Origin of the sequence: Pauljensenia sp. UMB3104 (genome assembly GCF_030217285.1) — a bacterium.
Lineage (GTDB): Bacteria > Actinomycetota > Actinomycetes > Actinomycetales > Actinomycetaceae > Pauljensenia.
This window is the reverse complement of sequence record NZ_JASONN010000005.1, coordinates 19,164-37,755: the sequence shown is the minus strand read 5'-3', so window position 1 is coordinate 37,755 and position 18,592 is coordinate 19,164. Positions and strand designations below refer to the sequence as shown.

General features: G+C 66.1%; 8 protein-coding genes. 7 read left to right on the top strand and 1 reads right to left on the bottom strand.

Annotated elements, in window-relative coordinates:
* The first annotated feature begins 263 nt into the window (after window positions 1-263).
* The 5 genes from QP415_RS04015 (at window position 264) to QP415_RS03995 (ending at window position 12,350) form a co-directional block, all read left to right on the top strand.
* Window positions 264-2,099 (top strand): hypothetical protein, encoded by a 1,836-nt coding sequence (locus tag QP415_RS04015; protein ID WP_285098881.1) that lies wholly within the window; start codon window positions 264-266, stop codon window positions 2,097-2,099.
* A gap of 225 nt (window positions 2,100-2,324) precedes the next feature.
* Window positions 2,325-6,134: a S8 family serine peptidase gene (locus QP415_RS04010; RefSeq protein ID WP_285098880.1), complete on the top strand. Its 3,810-nt coding sequence runs from the start codon at window positions 2,325-2,327 to the stop codon at window positions 6,132-6,134.
* A gap of 232 nt (window positions 6,135-6,366) precedes the next feature.
* Entirely contained in the window at window positions 6,367-10,191 is a 3,825-nt protein-coding gene (locus QP415_RS04005) for a S8 family serine peptidase (protein ID WP_285098878.1), read from the top strand.
* A gap of 154 nt (window positions 10,192-10,345) precedes the next feature.
* Window positions 10,346-10,813 carry a protease inhibitor I9 family protein gene (locus QP415_RS04000; protein ID WP_285098876.1) on the top strand — a complete coding sequence of 156 codons (468 nt, stop codon included), beginning with the start codon at window positions 10,346-10,348 and terminating at the stop codon, window positions 10,811-10,813.
* 154 nt (window positions 10,814-10,967) lie between these two features.
* Complete coding sequence (locus QP415_RS03995; protein ID WP_285098874.1) at window positions 10,968-12,350, top strand: Fic family protein; 1,383 nt, start codon at window positions 10,968-10,970, stop codon at window positions 12,348-12,350.
* Between the two features lie 162 nt (window positions 12,351-12,512).
* Here the strand turns inward: QP415_RS03995 and QP415_RS03990 are convergent, their stop codons facing one another.
* On the bottom strand, window positions 12,513-15,554 hold the full coding sequence (locus QP415_RS03990) for a flippase-like domain-containing protein (protein ID WP_285098872.1): 3,042 nt from the start codon (window positions 15,552-15,554) through the stop codon (window positions 12,513-12,515).
* Window positions 15,555-15,667: 113 nt separating this feature from the next.
* Between QP415_RS03990 and QP415_RS03985 the strand changes: the two genes are divergently transcribed.
* Complete coding sequence (locus QP415_RS03985) at window positions 15,668-16,294, top strand: DedA family protein (RefSeq protein ID WP_048677730.1); 627 nt, start codon at window positions 15,668-15,670, stop codon at window positions 16,292-16,294.
* Window positions 16,295-16,297: 3 nt separating this feature from the next.
* A complete protein-coding gene (locus QP415_RS03980) occupies window positions 16,298-18,553 on the top strand; it encodes a DUF6541 family protein (RefSeq protein ID WP_285098871.1) in 2,256 nt (751 codons plus the stop codon).
* The last annotated feature ends 39 nt before the right edge of the window (window positions 18,554-18,592 follow it).

Below are 18,592 nucleotides of genomic sequence, written 5' to 3'. Positions count from 1 at the left end.
GTTATTTCAGGAATGTCAGCGTTTGAGTTGTGGGAAAACGTGCTTTGTCAAACGAACATATGTGCAGTGGTCAGTGAACGTGTTGAAACTTTGCTGGCCAGAGCGTTCAGGGCGCCCTCATTTCCCCTCATAATGCCTTGTAGCTACTGAATGGTAAGTGAGTAAGCCGTTGCTAGGTATCTGGTTGCGCAGTATCGTGCGGATAGTGAGCCGATGAACCTAACCGGTCGGTATGGCTCGCACGAATCAACATTGGAGTGAGCATGTCATACACATTTCACAGGGCGTTGATCGCAGCCCTGGCGACCGGCGCAATGGCAGCGTCTGGTGTCGCCTTCGGTGCTCCTGCCCTGGCAGCAACCCCCGCACCCGACGCGGATGGGCCAATGATCTCCAACCTCGCCACCACGAGCGAGGGCATCGGCGGTCAGGTCACCTTCTCCGTCACCGACAATCCCGGGCTGTCCAGCATTGACCTGCGTGACCCCGCGACCGACGCGATCTTCTACCATCGTGTCGTCGACTTCCCCGGCAATGTCACCGACGATGGCCTTCATCACTACCTCTTCACTATCAAGTTCTCCGACATTCAGGCGGCCTGGTCCCAGGCTGGCCACACCGATGCCCTCCCGGCGACCGTCAGGCTCGTTGCCTGGGGCAGTGACGGTCTGCCGTCCAAGCGCGCCGATGTCGCGATCGAACCCATCGCCATGAGCTCCCTCGACTTCGGTATCGAGTCCGGTCAGCTGAACATGACTGTCGGTCAGCAGACGTACATCGGCGTCACGCACAAGCCGGACAACGCCAACATGACGAAAGTCAACTGGACTGGTGACGATATCGACGTCCTGAATGTCGATGATCGCTCGGGCCGCGTGACTGCCCTGAAGGAGGGCTGCTCGGACGTCCGAGCCGTCGCTGACTACATGGATCCCACGGCCTTCGACCCGGTGATGGCTACCGTCCAGGTCTGCGCCAGTGAGCTGGGCAAGGACGAGATTGCGGTCAATTTCCTTCGCGTGGACTTCGAGGAGGGCGAGACTGTCACCCTCAAGCCGCTGCTGCCCGAGAAGTTCAAGGATGCCACCCTGTCCTGGAGCCTCGAGTATGACGGTGTGGTCATCCTGAAGGTGGCCGAGGACGGCAAGAGCGCGACGATCACCGGCGGTAACGTCGTCGATTGGAATCAGGTGAACCTGACCGCCACCCTGCCCGACGGAACCGAGGCAAGTGCGACGACGATCGCCGTTGTCAAGTCCGTGAAGCACGATGCGACTGCGCCCGCGCCGTGGGTTGACCCGGCGCCGCAGCCGCAGCCTGACCCCCAGCCTGCGCCGGATCCCCAGCCGCAGCCCGAGCCTCAGCCGCAGCCTGACCCGCAGCCCGCTCCGGATCCCCAGCCTGCTCCGGATCCCCAGCCTCAGCCCGAGCCTCAGCCGCAGCCTGACCCGCAGCCTGCGCCGGATCCCCAGCCCCAGCCTGCCCCCTCGGGCGCCTGGATGCTGGACTCGATCGGCTGGTGGTACCGCAACGCTGACGGCACCTACCCGGCGAATACCTCGATGGTGATCGACGGACGCACCTACCGCTTCGATGGACGCGGCTACATGCGCACTGGTTGGGTCATGGACGGGGGCGCCTGGTACTACCACGATGGCTCCGGCGCGCAGCTCACCGGCTGGCAGATCGTCCGCGGTTCCTGGTACTTCCTGGGTGACAACGGCGCGATGCGCACCGGTTGGGTCATGGACGGCGGCACCTGGTACTACCTCCACGGTTCCGGTGCGATGGCCACCGGTTGGATCAACCTGGGCGGCACGTGGTACTACCTGCACGGCTCGGGCGCGATGCTCACCGGCTGGCAGATGATCGGCGGTTCCTGGTACTTCCTGGGTGACAACGGCGCGATGCGCACCGGTTGGGTCATGGACGGCGGCTCCTGGTACTACCTGGACGGCTCCGGTGCGATGGCCACCGGTTGGATCAACCTGGGCGGCGCCTGGTACTACCTGTCTCCCTCGGGAGCCATGGTGACCGGCACGCACACCATCAACGGCCGCAGCTACACCTTCAACGCCTCGGGCGTGTGGATCCCGTGATCTGATCGAGGCCTCGCCGACAGGTAACAGTCCGGGCCCGGGAACGCAGCAACGCGCTCCCGGGCCCGGCTTCTCGTTAGACGCTTCAGCTCCGCTTCACGTAACAATAAGCAATACCGTGATTGTCACTCGTGCTATGTGCGGTATTTTGTGAGGAGACGGCTGGTACACCGATGTACCGGATGCCACCGGCACGCCGTCCCCCCACACATTTGGAGAAGGCTTATGTCAACGAAGAAACCGGCTGCCCTCCTCGCCTTCGTCGGCGCCTGCGCGCTCGCGGTCACCGGGCCGGCCACCCTGGCCTCGCCCCTGTCCGCGGGCCCGTCCGGCGCCCGCGATGGCGCAGCGGCATCCCTGCCTGCGGGCGATATTGATACGGCGCTGACATCGAAGAGCGGGCAGTCCGCGCCCGCCTCGAGTGCCGACGATGAGGATCTGGCGCGCGTCGTCGGCGTCATCGTCCAGCTCGAGGACGGCGCATCCCGCGAGGGCGCGATCAACGAGATCAACCGGGCTGTGGCCGCTCAATTCCCCGGGGCCTCGGCCCAGGTAGAGCGCGAGTATGACAACGTCCTGACGGGCTTTGCCCTCAAGGCTCCCGCAGGTGCGCTCGACGCGATCCGTCGTGCCCCGGGCGTGCGCGCAGCGTTCCTCGAGCGCGAGGGGCACGTGAACGATGGCGCGACCCTCGACTCAGAGGGAGGCCTCGAGGCTGCGCGCAACGGTGGGCAGGACCCCGCCAACCTGAGCGCCCAGCTGATGATGCGCACCGACCAGGTCGCGCAGAAGGGTGAGGGTAAGGTTATCGCCGTCATCGACACGGGCGTCGACACGACCCACCAGGCGTTTACGGGCGAGCTTGCGGGAACGCCTCCGCTCACCCCGCAGAAGGTTGCCGCGCTGACTTCGCAGCTGGGTGAGGGTAAGACCGGCGTTTACATCTCGCAGAAGTTCCCCTTCGCCTACGACTACGCGGACGGTGACAACGACGCGTCACCGCGCGAGGGAGGCTCCGGCTTCCACGGCACCCACGTCGCCGGCATCGCCGCGGGCAACGCCGACAAGATCGTCGGCACCGCCCCCAACGCGCAGGTGATCGTCGCGAAGGTGACGCGCAGCGAGGACGACGCGCTGCTGGACTCGGCGCTGCTCGCCTCCCTCGACGACATGCTGGTGCTGCATCCCGACGTCATCAACCTGTCACTCGGCTGGACGGCCGGCATGGATAACGAGGCCGACACGGTCTACGCGACCGTGTACAAGAAGCTCCAGGACGCGGGCATCACCGTGAACGCGGCCGCGGGCAACGCCTTCTCCACCGGGTATGGCAACAACTCCGGCAAGGGCCTGCCCTACGCCTCGGACCCCGACTCCTCAGTCATCGACGAGCCCGCGACCTACTCCTCCGTGGTCGCCGTCGCCTCCGTCGAGAACGCGCTCATCCGTAACGCCTTTAGCGTCAACGGGAAGGACATCGGCTACCAGCGCTCGCGCGGCATGAATGGCGAGAAGGTCGCCTACTTCTCCGACCTGCCTGCCGGCACCTACGAGTACGTGGATGCCGGGTTCGCCTCCGAGGAGGACGTCGCCGCCCTCAAGGAGAAGTACCCGGACGGCCTCGGCGGCAAGATCGCCCTGGTCTCGCGCGGCAAGATGACCTACCAGAAGAAGGTCGAGAACCTCTACGACCTGCATCCGGCCGGCATCCTCGTCTACAACAACGTGTCCGTCGGCTCGCTCATCATCATGAACCTGACGACGCAGGACCTGCCCGCCGCGTTCATCTCCCAGGCTGACGGCCAGGCCATGCTGGACGCCCCCGAGCACAAGCTTTCGATCGCCGAGGGGCAGGTCCTGCCGCAGTCCTCCATCTACGAGGCCTCGGAGTTCTCCTCGTGGGGCGTGTCCCCGGACCTGCGTCTCAAGCCTGAGATCGCGGCGCCCGGTGGCAACGTTTTCTCATCGATACCGAACGGTGCGTACGAGCAGACCTCGGGCACCTCGATGGCCACGCCCCAGATGGCTGGCATCAGCGCGATCGTCCTGCAGCATGTCCAGTCTGATCCGTTGTTTGCGTCGATGAGCGCGCGCCAGCAGGCTGATGTGGTGCAGAACCTCATCATGGGCACCGCCCGCCCGTTGACGGATGCGGCTCAGACGACGGGTGCGCTCTATTCTCCGCGTAAGCAGGGTGCGGGCCTGGTGGACGCTTTGGCGGCGACGACCTCGTCGGTGTATCCGACCGTGGTGGGTGCTGCGGAGCAGTCTCGTCCCAAGGCGGACCTGGGCGATGGCACGAAGGGCTGGCACTTTGATGTCACGCTGCATAACCTGTCCGGTACGGCTGCGACCTATGAGCTGAGCTCGCAGGCGCTGTCGGAGATTGTCGATGGTGGTTTCTTCACGGAGCATTCCTCGGATTGGCGAGGCAAGGGCGTGGAGATCACCTACTCGGGCGCCGCGTCGGCCTCGGCTGAGGGTGCGATGGTGACGGTTCCGGCGAGTGGCGAGGCCACGGTCGGCATCGACATTGCGCCGGGGAGTGAGTTCGCCTCCTACGTTGCGGACAATACGCCCAACGGCACGTTCTTGGATGGTTTCGTGCGCTTCGCCTCGAAGACGGACGGTCAGCCCGACCTCGCCGTGCCTTACCTGGGCTTCTACGGCGACTGGGGCAAGGCCCCCATCTTCGACGCGCTCGCCTCTGTGGGCGGGGCGCACACCCGGGCCTCGGATATCGTCAACGGCCAGACCGGCGCTTCCCTCGGCTACAACCCGCTCGTCAAGGTGGCCGACCGCACCGGCAACCCGAATCCGCAGCGCTACGTGATCTCGCGGTCCACGGCCTCGGGCGCCCCGACGATCCTCGAACCGCGCACGGGCACGCTGCGCAGCGTCCACTCGCTGACCAGCACCTACACGAACGAGGCCGGGGAGACGGTCTTGTCCGTAACCAACCACCAGAACTGGAAGTCCGTCTACCTGACCAGCACCGAGGAGAACACCTGGGTCGAGGCCTACCACGAGTCCACGGCCTTCGACGCGAACGCGGAGAAATTCGCGCAGATGCCCGACGGCGCCTACACGCTGCGAATCGCCGCATCCAACGACGGTCCGTCGCGCGCCGAGCAGTCGATCTCTTACAACTTCCGCCTGGACACGAAGGCCCCGGTCATCTCCGATCTGGTGTACTCCGGCAAGGATGAGGGCTTCGTCGTCACCTTCGACGTTACCGACGACTCGCCGCTGGCAGCTGTCGACCTGCACGACCCGGCCGATGGCCTGTGGTTCTACCGCCACGTCTTCACCGAAGATGAAGGCAGCGTCGGTGCCGACGGCCGGTACACGTACCACGTCGAGATCCCGCTCAGCGTCATCGAGCAGGCGTGGACCGACCAGGGCGGCACCGGCGGCGTCATCGCCAATCCCTACATCCTCGCGTGGGACTACGGCCTCAACCCCTCCGAGGTCTTCCCGATCAACCTGCCCAGCGGCAACCCGGGCACACCCAGCCCGTGCGTGAACCCCGAGGGCGGTCACTGGGTGAAGGATAGCGTCGGCTGGTGGTACGCCTGCGCCGATGGGGCCAGCTACCTCAAGGGCGGCTGGTTCACCATCAACGGCCGTGACTACCAGTTCGGGCCGTCGGGCTACATGGCGACCGGCTTCCTCAAGCGCATGAACGGCCAGTGGGTTTACGCCGACTCCGACGGCGCCCTCGTGAGCGGTTGGGTGAAGGATGGCGGTCAGTGGTACTACCTCGACCCCGCCTCTCACGTCATGGCGACCGGATGGGTGGCCGACCGCGGCTCCTGGTACTACCTGACGGGCAACGGTGCGATGGCCATCGGGTGGGTGAATGACGGCGGTACCTGGTACTTCCTGAACGCCTCCGGAAAGATGGCGACCGGCTGGGTCAAGGATCGGGGCACCTGGTACTACCTGGCACCCTCCGGTGCGATGCTGACGGGCACGCACGTGATCAACGGGCGCACCTACATGTTTGACGATTCTGGCGCCTGGGTGCGATAAGCGCCGAGCTTCCTGAATCTGTCAACATTCCCTTCCGGGCCCGAGAACGTTGTTGTGTAAGCGTTCTCGGGCCCGGAATCCGTTACTGGGTAAAATAATCGTCAGGTGTTTCTCTAGGTGAAACAAAGCTTGTCACAAGACTTGTCTGCGGTTATGTTGATGATGGCGGCCAATAGACGCGGTCCTCTCCTCGTTCTTACGCGACCGCCTGTCAACACATTGGAGTAGGTAGATGACAACGAAGAAACCAGCGACGCTCCTCGCGCTGGCCGGCACCGCGGCGCTCGTGGTTGCTGGCCCCGCGACCCTCGCATCCCCGCCCACCGGCGCGGACAGCCAACCCGACGCGGGCGCCACGGCCTCGTCCCTGCCCGTCGGTAACGTCGATACCGCGCTCACCTCGAAGAGCGGGCAGACCACCCAGACCGATCAGGCCCAGTCGACCGACGAGGTGGACCCCGCCTCCGTCGTGAGCATCGTCGTCCAGCTCGACGACGGTGCGGACCGCGCGGCCGCTCTCGCCTCCATCAACGAGGCCGTGGCCGGCGCATTCCCCGGCGCCTCCGCCCAGGTGGAGCGCGAGTACGACAACGCCCTGAAGGGCTTCGCGCTCAGCGCCCCCGCCGGCTCCCTCGACGCGATCCGCGCGGTGAGCGGCGTCAAGGCCGCGTTCCTCGACCGCGAGACCCACGTTGAAGGCGCCGACGACCAGGTCGCTGGCGAGGGTGCGACGAACTCCGCCCGCACCGCCGCCCAGGACCCCGCCAACCTTAGCCCCCAGCTGATGATGCACGCCGACCAGATCACCCAGAAGGGTGAGGGCAAGGTCGTCGCCGTCATCGACACCGGCGTGGACATGACGCACCCGGCGTTCGCGGGCGCCCTGCACGGCACCCCCGCGCTCTCAGCGGACAAGGTCGCATCCCTGACCCCCCAGCTGGGTGACGGAAAGACCGGCACCTACGTGTCGGAAAAGTTCCCCTTCGCCTACGACTACGCGGATAACGACCCCGACCCCTCGCCGACCGGCGAAGCCGGATCGCACGGCACGCACGTCGCCGGCATCACCGCGGGCAACGCGGGCGAAATCGTCGGCATTGCGCCCGACGCCCAGATCATCGTCGCCAAGGTCGCCCGTAGCAGCAACGGTGGCATCCCGGACTCGGCGCTGCTCGCTGCACTCGACGACATGGTGATCCTGCACCCCGACGTCGTGAACCTGTCCCTCGGACAGACCGGCGGCATGGACAACGAAGCCGACTCCATGTACGCCACCGTCTTCAAGAACCTGCAGGCCGCGGGCGTCACCGTGAACGCGGCCGCGGGCAACGAGTACACCGCCGGATACGGCAACCTGTCCGGCAAGAACCTGCCCTACGCGTCGGACCCCGACTCCTCGGTCCTGTGCGAGCCGGCGTCCTACTCCTCCGTCGTGTCCGTGGCCTCGGTCGATAACTCGCTGGCGCACAGCGCCTTCAGTGTCGGCGACCGCGACATCCCCTACCAGCGCGCTGGTGGCGCCAACGGTCAGAAGATGCCCGACCTGTCCGACCTGACCGGCGGCCCCTTCGAGTACGTCGACGGCGGCATCGGTTCGCCCGAGGACGGCGCTGCGCTCAAGGCCAAGTACCCCGAGGGCCTCGCCGGCAAGATCGTGCTGGTCAAGCGTGGCTCCCTCACCTTCCAGGACAAGTTCAACAACATCGCAGGCTCCAAGCCCGCCGGTTTCATCGTCTACAACAACGTGCCCGGTGACTCGCTCGTCGTCATGAGCCTGGCGACCGACGGCGTGCCCGCCGCGTTCATCTCGCAGGCGGACGGCGAGGCCATGCTGGCCGCCGCCGACCACCACATGAACGTCGCGCCCGGCAAGGTCGTCCCCCCCAGCACGAAGTACTCCATGTCGAGCTTCTCCTCCTGGGGCGTCACCCCCGACCTGCGCCTCAAGCCCGAGGTCAGCGCCCCCGGCGGCAACATCTACTCGTCCGTGCCCGGCGGCAACTACGAGTTCATGTCCGGCACGTCCATGGCCACCCCGCAGATGGCGGGCGTCAGCGCGGTCGTTCTGGAGCGCGTCCAGAACGATCCGCTGTTCGCGTCCATGAGCGTGAGCCAAAAGGTTGACGTCGTCCAGAACCTCATCATGGGCACGGCGGCCCCCATCGCCGACCCGCTCGAGGACTCCGGAGCCCCGTACTCCCCGCGCAAGCAGGGCTCGGGTCTGACGAACGTCCTGGCTGCCACGACCTCGTCCGTGTACCCGACCGTGGTGGGCGCCCCCGAGCAGTCCCGACCCAAGGCCGACCTGGGCGATGGCACGAAGGGATGGCACTTCGACGTCACGCTGCACAACCTCTCCGGCGCCGAGGCCACCTACGCCCTGAACACGCAGGCGCTCTCCGAGATCGTTGACGGCGGGTTCTTCACCGGACACACCTCCGACTGGCGCGGCAAGGGCGTGGACATCGCCTACTCCGGCGCGGCCGTGAGCGGCACCGGCGAGGGTGCGACCATCACCGTCCCCGCGAACGGTGAGGCGACCGTGGGCGTGGACGTCACGCCTCGCGCCGCGTTCGACTCCTACGTCGCACAGAACACGCCCAACGGCACCTTCCTCGATGGCTTCGTGCGCTTCACCTCGAAGACCGCGTCTCAGCCCGACCTGACCGTGCCCTACCTGGGCTTCTACGGCGACTGGGGCAAGGCTCCCATCTTCGACGCGCTCGCCTCGCAGGATGGCGCTCACACGCTCGCCTCCTGGGTCTACAACGGCACCACGGGCCAGCAGCTGGGATACAACCCCCTGGTCAAGGACGCCGATCGTATCGGAGCGCCCAACCCGAGCCAGAACATCATCTCCCGCTCGGACGCCTCGGGCGCTCCCACGGTTCTCCAGCCCCGCACCGGCACGCTGCGCAGCGTCCACACGGTCAACGCCGCGTACACGAACGCCGCCGGGGAGAAGGTCGCGTCCTTCACGCGATTCATGAACTGGAAGTCCGCGGTGGATTCCTCCACCGGCAAGATGACGTGGCTCGAGCAGGGACACGATCCGATGTCCCTGGATGCGCGCGCCGACGCATACAAGAACCTGCCTGATGGTCAGTACAAGCTGACGCTCTCCGCGCACAACGACGGCCCCTCGCAGGCCGAGCAGTCGATCTCCTACGAGTTCCGCATCGACACGGTCGCACCCGTCGTCTCCAACCTGGAGTACAAGGGTGAGGGTGCCGACACCGTCCTGTCCTTCGACGTGACGGATGCGTCGCCGCTGGCTGCGATCGACCTGCACGACCCGGCCGACGGCCTGTGGTTCTACCGCCACATCTTCACCGACAATGAGGCAACCATCGCGGCTGACGGCTCGCGCGCCTACCACGTTGAGATCCCCTTCAAGGACATCAACTCCGCGTGGACCGACCAGGGTGGCTCCGGCAACGTCATCGCCCACCCGTACCTGCTGGCATGGGACTACGGCCTCAACCACTCCGAGGCCGCGACCCTCAACCTGCCCAGCGACAACATGGGTATTCCCACGCCCTGCACCGACCCCGCGGGCGGCCACTGGGTGAAGGACGCGGCCGGCTGGTGGTACGCCTGTGCCGACGGCGCGAGCTACCTGAAGAACGGCTGGTTCACGATCAACGGTTCGGACTACCTGTTCGGCCCCTCCGGTTACATGGCGACCGGCTTCCTTAAGCGCGCCGACGGCCAGTGGGTCTACGCGAACGAGTCCGGCGCCCTCGTGGGTGGCTGGGTGAATGATGCCGGCTCCTGGTACTACCTCGACCCCACCACGAAGGTCATGGCCACCGGTTGGGTCGCCGACGGCGGCTCCTGGTACTACCTCACCGGCAACGGTGCGATGGCTACCGGCTGGGTGAATGACGGCGGTTCCTGGTACTACCTGACGGCCTCCGGAAAGATGGCGACCGGTTGGGTCAACGTGGGTGGCTCTTGGTACTACCTGGCACCCTCCGGTGCCATGCTCACCGGCACGCAGGTCATCAATGGACGCACCTACGTGTTCGACGCGAACGGAGTCTGGGTGCACTGATGTGCGCGCTGTTCTGAATCGCTGATTCACTGATTCTCGATTCACGAGGCCGGGGCCCGGGAACGCTCACTGCGAGCGCTCCCGGGCCCTCTATCTGCGCTATGTTGGAGGCGTCAGCGCGACAGTGCACGCACGCAGCAAGGAGCAGATAACCATGAAGAAACCAGCCGTTTTCCTGGCCGGGGTGGGCACGTGCGCGCTTGCGGTTGCCAGCTGTTCCACCGCGACGTCGCCGACGCCCGCGCCGCAGTCCGGCGCTCCCGCAGACTCCTCCCAGTCCGCTCCGGGGGCCACGGCCTCGTCGAGTGTCGACCCCGATACCGCGCTGACCTCAAAGAACGGGCAAAGCGGACCGAGCGCGCAATCCGGCAGCGAGGACGCCGACACCTCCGTCGTCGTGATCGTCCAGCTCGCGGAAGGCGCCGACGGGGAGGCGACCCTCACCTCGATTAACGAGGCCGTGGCCGCGTCCTTCCCGGGCGCGTCCGTGACCGTGGAGCGCGAGTATCGCAACGCGCTGCGCGGCTACGCCCTGCGCGTGCCCGCCGGTTCGCTGGAGACGATCCGCGCGGTCAGCGGCGTCCAGGCGGCATACCCGGACGGCAACAACAGCCTCCAGTAAGCGAACGGTCGGCTGCCTCGTGCCGGAGTGAGGCAGGTGGGGTGCGCTCTCTTGCGCATAGATGGGATCCAGGACTTGGGGTGAGAGTATTTCTAATTACTTCAAATTAAGATAATATTAGAAGTAATTTGAAATAAGCGTGAACGGAGCAGTCATGAAGAAGCCGACCCCTCCGCCCTGTCGCCTGGCTGAACTCTATGACAGTGTTCTCAATAGCCTCAGGGATATGGATGAGGATCATCGTTCGTCTGTTATTCGCGCGCTAGCTGGCGGACTTGATGATCCGGAGTATCGGCCGTGGGAGTATTACTTCCGGGCCGAGCCGGTGCCCGAGGGACTCACCCGCGAGGCCTGGTGGTGCGCGGTTCGCAGTGCTCGAGCGACCACTGCTAGACCGACGCCCTTCACGATGAAGGACGCAACACCCTTGACCTTTAATCTGCCCGATGTGCTGTTGAGCCTGAATGAGGATATTACCGCTCAGGCGCGAGGTCAGGTCGAGCTCCCCGGGGAGGTAGCAACGGAGGTTGCGCGAGACAGGTACCTCATCAACTCCCTGTACGAGGAGGCGATCACATCCTCCCAGATGGAGGGAGCCTCCACGTCGAGGCGCGATGCGAAAAAGATGCTCCGGGAGGGGAGGCGCCCGCAGACGCGGTCGGAGCGGATGATCCGAAACAATTTTCTCGCCCTCGAATTTGTGCGGGGGCGTCTCACGGATAAGCTCACTCCAGAGTTTATCTGTGAGGTTCATCGGATCGTGACTGAGGGGACGCTCGATGATCCGGACGATGCTGGCCGCCTCCAGCGGGAGGGGGAGGGTAGGGTTCGCATCTACGGGACGGAAAGCGAGGAGCAGCCGCTCCATGTTCCGCCGTCCGCATCGGAGCTGCCCGAGCGCCTGGAGCGTCTGTGTTCCTTCGTGAATGGTGAAGGTGAGTATGCGACGCAATATGTGCCGCCCCTCGTCAGGGCGCTCATTGTTCACTTCATGATGGGATACGACCACTACTTCGTTGATGGTAACGGTCGCACGGCCCGCGTCATTGCGCAGTGGGTGATGCTGCGTGAGGGCTTCTTTCTGATGGACTTTGTTCCGGTGTCCCGACTACTGCATAGAGCGCCCGCACAGTACGCTCGCTCATTCCTTGAAGTCGAGCAGGATGAGGGCGACCTTACCTACTTCCTGATCTGGCATGCGCGGATAATTCTGCGTGGAATCCGCGAGCTGCACGATTATCTGGCAAAGAAATCCAAGGAGCTGGATCAGGTGAAGCATCGCCTGCGCGCCACGACACTCACGAACCGTCAGATCGGCGTCATCGAAGAAGCCTTGCGTGATCCCATGATGACAGTGACAGCAGCGGCGCATGCCAACAAATACAGGGTCACTCCTCAGACTGCGCACGCCGACCTGCGTGGACTCGAGGATGAGGGCTATTTGAGACGTGTTCGGCGCGGCCGGAGCTTCGAGTGGTATCCGGTGTCAGATCTTCAGCGTCGGGTTGATTGTGCCCTTGAAGGGGACGGTGACTGACAAGAGGGGAGGGGGTCGAGGGTTGCCGCGATGCGGTGGCAGTCGTCAGGGTGCGACTGTGGATATGTTCGTCGAGAAGGCATTGCTTCCATTTACTTCAAATTGAGACTTAATTTGAAGTAAATGGATAGTGTGACGGATCCGCGCGCGTCTGTCCGCGCCCTAGATCATGTCCTTCTTTTCCATGTACTTCATGGCCAGCCAGCCGAAGGGGATGCGGCCGTAGAAGGTGACGAGACGGTAGAGCAGGGCCGTCGCGATCGCCACCGACGAGGAGATGCCCGCGACCGTCAGGCCCGAGGTCAGCGCCGTTTCGACGGTACCGATACCGCCCGGCGACGGGATGAACGAGCCGGCCGCGTTCGCCGTCAGGTAGGTGATCGACACCGTGGAGAAGTTCAGCGAACCACCCATGGCGAGCAGCGCCGTCCAGAACGCGCCCACGTAGCCGATGTTCATCAGCAGGTTGCCGCCCACGACCGCTGCGAGGCGACGCGGCTGGCCGATGATCCACAGGAGGCGCGGGTAGACCTGCTGCCAGGTCGGCTGAATCTTCGACCAGATCCAGCGGCGCACCTTCGGCACCGCGACGATGACGCCGACCGCGACCATGACGACCGCGACGACACCCAGGATGGTGCCGTAGGGGACCGACACGGACAGCGACGAACCCGCGATCACCATGACGAGCAGCAGCAGGATGATCGTGATGAGCGCCTGCGAGATCTGCATGAGGGTCACGGTCGTCACCGCCATCGCGGTGGGGACGCGGCGCTTGCGCAGGTAGCGCAGGTTCAGGGCAGCGGGGCCCACGCCGGCGGGGGCCACGATCGTAATGATCGAGGCCGCGACCTGGGCGATGAGGGTCTCTCGCAGGCTCAGCTTCTCAGGCGACAGGGCAACAAGCGGGACCGCGGACCCGACCCAGATGAGGCAGGCGAGCACCGCGGAAGCGAGCATCCACCACGGGTTCGCGCTCTTGACCGTGGTCACGATGTCGCTGAAGTTCAGCGAGCCCACGACGATGAAGACGGCGATGAACGCCACCGCGATCGTGAAGATCGTGCGCGGGCGGAAGCGCTGCAGGTCAGCCGTCGGCGCTGTCTCCGCCTCGGAGTCGCCCACGAGGGCCGCGCGCAGCTCACTGAGCAGGTCGGAACGGCGCAGGCGCTGGTTGATGGATGCGGGAAGAACAGGCTTCTGGATGACGGGGGCGCACGCGATCAGCGTCTCCTCCCCGACGCAGCGCCGTCCGGCCTCGAGCGCGCGCTGCGGCCCCACGGCCAGGGCCGTGAGAACCAGCATCTGCGCGATGTCGATCGACTGGTTGAGCTCGGTGGTCGCAACCTCGCCGGAATCCCAGTCGAGGAGCCACACGTCCGAGGACGAGTCGACGACCACGGCCTCGGGAGTGAGGGCGCGGTGCGAAATGCCGCGCGCGTGCGCGAAGTGCAGCTGCTCCCACGCGCGGTCCAAGACCTCGTCCGTCGCGGCCTCGCCGAGCTCCGTCAGCGGCGTCGTCGGCGGCAGCGCGGACATGACCAGAATGATCGAGTCGGAGGCCGAGGCGATCCCGATCGGCTCCTGCGTGAACACGCCCGCACGCAGCGCCTGCAGGGTCGTGAACGAGGAGCGCTCGGCCTGCGCCTTGAGCGAGGGGGAGACCCACCGGCTGATACCGCGCAGACGCAGGTTGTTCCACATTTCGAGGAGGGTGCCGGTCAGTTCCTGGCCGGGATCCATGGCGATGAGCTCGTAGGCGAGGCCCGTGTCGCTCCACGCCTGGTAGTGGCGGTAGTGATCCTGGCCCGGGTGGCGCGTGACCGTGACGCCCATGTCGCCCAGGTCGGCGGGCATCTGCGTCAGGTGGCCGCGCGAGTCTTCGGCGACGGCCCAGGTCGCTAGGGGTTCCTCGGTGGTGTCGAGGTCGGTGCGCACGATCCGCGAGGGTGTGATGCCGATGCCGAGGAGCGCCTCGACGAGTTTCGCGCCCTTGGCCCGCTGGTCGTCGTAGCCCATGATCCACCGCGAGCCCGAGCCGAACGCGCGGCCCAGGAAGACGGAGATGAAGGCGACGGGCAGCGTCATGGAGGAGCGCAGCACGCCCAGGATGAGGATGATCCACAGGCCGGTCCAGCCCCACTTAATGGCCTTCATCGACTGGGCCTCGCCCGCGGAGGTGAACAGGGCGCACAGGGTGACGATGACCAGGTTGATCGCAATCGCGATACCGGTTTGGGAGCCTTGGGTGGCGAGCGCGCGGTCCACGCTCAGCGGCGCGGTCAGTTCCGAGGGGAGCAGTCCCGTCAGCAGGATGATGATCCAGCCGCCGACTGCCGCCACGAGGCTCGTGGCCAGGACCTGGATGATCGCCTGGAGGCGTCTGCGCAGCGCGAGCGAGACGATCACGAGGATCGGCGTGGTCAAAATGATGAGGCCCTCGGTGATGCTCACCGGCAGGATGAGGATCTTGCGGACCAGCTGGAAGCTGAGGACGTCCATGGTGACGCCGCGCGTGGTCGCGCTGGCGAGCGCGCCGATCGTCCAGATGAAGAAAATCGCGACGAGGGAGATGACGACGTCGACGGCGTCCTCGCGGCGGCGTCGCACGCTCGTGATGCGGTCGGCGATGTAGACGGGGCGGGGCAGGCGCATGCGGCGCACCGGCAGGTTCGCCGCGATCTCGCCGGTGGCTGGGGAGGGGGTCTTCTCCGACTCCTCGGACGCGCTCGCGGGGGTGGCTGCGTCTTCCTCGGCGCCGTGCGCATCCGCGGTGTTGGTGGTGTTGGTGGTGTCCGTGGCTACGGGCGTGGACGAGGCCGGGGCGGGCTCGTGCGTGTCGGCGGCGCTATCGGAATCGGTGGTGGCGGGCGGGGGAGGCACTGTGACGCCGCTGTCGGCGATCATCGACGAGGCCGGGGTGCCCTGGTCGGAATCTGCGTGGCTGGGAGGAATGCTGGGGGGCATGGTGACCGGGGCGGTGGTCGCGTTCGGCACGACGACGGGCGCCATGACCTCCGTGCGTGCCTCCGATGCGGGCACCTCGGGGGGTGGCGGTGGCGCGGGCTGAGCCCCTGCCTCGTCGATCATTCCCATGAGGGCGTCGACCCCGTTCTCTGCGGAATCGTCAGATGATGATGGGACGAAGAGGAGGTTTGTGTCAGCGACCGGCGAGCCGTCGTGTGAATCCTTGCGCTTCCTCATGTTGCCTATCCTATAATCGCGGTCAACAAAGGTAGGGTTAGGGTGATACATTCCCGGCAGAAAAGGGCCCTATCGTGACCTGGTCGACACTCGTGACCGCATCAGATCCGTCGATGCTGCACACCGTTATCGAGTGGTTTAAAAATCCCGAGACCCTGCTCGTTGCCATGGGGCCGTGGGTGCTGTGGGGAACGATGCTCATCGTCCTCATCGAGTCCGGTGTCCTGTTCCCGGTCCTGCCCGGTGAGTCCCTGTTGTTCACCGCGGGCCTGCTCCACGACCGCCTCGGCCTGCACCTGCCGACCCTGATCCTCCTCGTCGTCGTCGCAGCTTTCATCGGCGCGCAAATCGGCTACTTCCTGGGCGCCAAGTGGGGACGGCGCTTCTTCAAGCCGGACGCCCGCATCCTCAAGACGGAGCACCTGGAGAAGGCGGAGCACTACTTCACGAACTACGGAGGCCGCTCGCTGGTCATCGGCCGTTTTATTCCCTTCGTGCGCACGTTCATCCCGATCGCCGCGGGCATGGCCCGCTACCCCTACGCGAAGTTCCTGGTCTTCAACACGCTCGGTTCTGTCATCTGGGGCGCGGGCTTCATCCTCGTGGGTGCGCTCCTGGGCAACGTTCCCTTCGTGCACGACAACCTGACGCTCATCCTCGGCGTCATCATCCTCGCGTCGGTCCTGCCCGTCATCATCGAGATGATCGGTAAGCGCCGCGCCGCATCCGAGGAGGAGTAAGCCGTGCTGGCCTGGTGGATGCTGCTTCCGACCCTGCTGGCCATGATGGTCGCCCTGGTGCTGCCGGGCTTCATGTGGCTGCGGGCCGGGGGGCGCTCGTCGCTCGTCGCGATCGGTGCGGCACCCGCGTTCACCTTCGGCCTCGTCACGGCCCTGTCAGCGGCCTACCCGGCCCTCGACATTGAGTGGGAACCCTCCACCGCCCTGCCAGTCCTCGGCCTGAGCGCCATCGGTGGCGCCGCCGCGTGGGCATTGAGCTTCTTCCACCGCAGTAACGGCGGTTTCTCACTGCGGGGAGTTCCCCTGCGCGAGGCCATCGGCGTACGCGTTCCCATCGGCGGCGCGCAGGCTGCGGTCCGCGCCTCCACGTGGGGAGCGATCCTCGTCGGCTTCCTCGTGGCCGCGTGGCCGCTTCTTGCGGGCGCGGACCCGGCCAACCCCGTCCAGCAGTGGGACCCGACGTTCCACCAGAACGGCGTGCACGCGATCCTGTACGGAAAGGATGCGAGCCCCTTCGGTGGCCTCCACGAGCTCTACGGCGGCAGGAGCGTCTACTACCCCACGGGCTGGCACGCTTTCGTCGCGCTTTTTGCGCGCTACGACTCGGTTGTCCAGACCGCCAACGTCTCCTCGCTGGCACTCATGGCCGTGTGGGTGATCGGCCTGGCAGCGCTCGTCTCGGTGCTCACCGCCTCGCGCAGCGCTCTCCTCGCCGCGCCGGTCATCGGCGGCATGCTGCTCAACATGCCGGCCGACGCGCTCACCATGTACAACCAGTGGCCCAACTCGACCGGCACCGCGCTGGTTCCCGGGCTCGCCGCGGCCGCGATCGTCGTCGGTCGACGCTTTACCACGGATCTGCGCGCCGGAGACGGGGTACGCGCGTTCATGCGCCGCATCCCCCAGGGTGTTTTCCTGCTGATCGGCGCCCTCGGCCTCGTCGGCGCCCACCCGAGCGCCGCCTTCTCCCTCCTCGCCCTCCTCATCGCCCCGCTCCTGGCGTCGATTCTCTCCTTCGCCCGCCGGGCCTACGAGCGCGATGGCCGAGGCCAGCTCGCCGCCCTCGCGTGGGGTGCCCTCGCGCTCGGCGTCGTCGCGGCCCCGCTCCTTGCGCTGTCGTCGTCGAAGATCCAGGCGATGGGCAAATACCCGCGCAACGGAAACGGCTGGGGCGAGGCCTTCGCCCACGCGTTCCTGCCCTACCCGCCCTTCACGAGCACGCCCAGCACCACCTACTGGACCCTCATCCAGCTGCTCCTCCTCATCGCCGGCATCGCCGCGACCGCCCGCCTGCACACGCTCTGGCGCCGCCCCGACCCCCTCGAGCGCGCCGCCGAACAGGCCGGACTCACGCAGGAGACGGGCGCGGACGAGGGGGCCCCGGCCTCGTCCGACGAGGAAGAGGCGCTGCCCCTGCCGTGCTGGCCGCTCGTCTCCTACCTGATCCTCGCGGGCCTGACCGGCCTCGCGTACGCGCCCAACTCGGCGCTGCGCACGTACCTGCTGGCCCCCTGGTACAAGGACGCCCGCCGCATCATGGGCGTCGAAGACATTGCGCTGACGGTCCTCATGGCCGTCGGCGCCGCTGCGATCATCCACGCTCTGCACGCCGCGTGGACCAGGTCCCTGCAGCGCATCCTCGCCGAACGCGGCGTCGACGACGAGATCGAAGCGCCGCGCTGGCCGATCCAGGTGGGCGTCGGCCTCCTCATCCTCGTCCTATCCGGCTTCGGAGCGATCGACGCCCGCAATACCGCGGTCGCCTACGTGTACGACCCCGCGCACCTGGGCAAGCCCGGCATGGCCACCACCGGCGAACTCGCCATGGCGCGCCGCATGAAGTACACGACCGCGCCCAACGCTCTCATCCTCGGCGACCCGATCGCGGGTGCCGCCTACTCCGAGATGCTCGGCGGACGCAAGGCCGTCTTCCCGCAGCTGAGCACAGTCAACGCGGACGGCGCCTCGCAGAAAGTCCTCACCCAGCGCTTCCACGACATCGCGACCGACCCCGAGGTCTGCGAGGTCGTGCGCAAGCTCGGCATCACGCACTTCTACGAGGAAGAAGACGGCGCCTACTACAACTTCATGCGCTCCACCCGTAACCCGGGTCTCTACGGCGTCGACACGTCCAGCGGGTTTGAGCTTGTCGACGCGGGCGGCACCGCGAAGCTGTGGAAGATCACCGCGTGCGGCGACATCACGCCGGGCGGCGGACGCGAGGCCTTCGCGACCGGTGTCCCCGGGAGCGGCAACTGAGACGGTGACGTTTGCTCGGGGGCGTGCTCGTTCCCGGGG

What these genes read in the sequence shown, in the direction of transcription:
- QP415_RS04015 (WP_285098881.1), top strand. Translation starts at nt 264, where the DNA reads ATGTCATACACATTTCACAGGGCGTTGATCGCAGCCCTGGCGACCGGC.
- QP415_RS04010 (WP_285098880.1), top strand. Translation starts at nt 2,325, where the DNA reads ATGTCAACGAAGAAACCGGCTGCCCTCCTCGCCTTCGTCGGCGCCTGC.
- QP415_RS04005 (WP_285098878.1), top strand. Translation starts at nt 6,367, where the DNA reads ATGACAACGAAGAAACCAGCGACGCTCCTCGCGCTGGCCGGCACCGCG.
- QP415_RS04000 (WP_285098876.1), top strand. Translation starts at nt 10,346, where the DNA reads ATGAAGAAACCAGCCGTTTTCCTGGCCGGGGTGGGCACGTGCGCGCTT.
- QP415_RS03995 (WP_285098874.1), top strand. Translation starts at nt 10,968, where the DNA reads ATGAAGAAGCCGACCCCTCCGCCCTGTCGCCTGGCTGAACTCTATGAC.
- QP415_RS03990 (WP_285098872.1), bottom strand. Translation starts at nt 15,554, where the DNA reads ATGAGGAAGCGCAAGGATTCACACGACGGCTCGCCGGTCGCTGACACA.
- QP415_RS03985 (WP_048677730.1), top strand. Translation starts at nt 15,668, where the DNA reads ATGCTGCACACCGTTATCGAGTGGTTTAAAAATCCCGAGACCCTGCTC.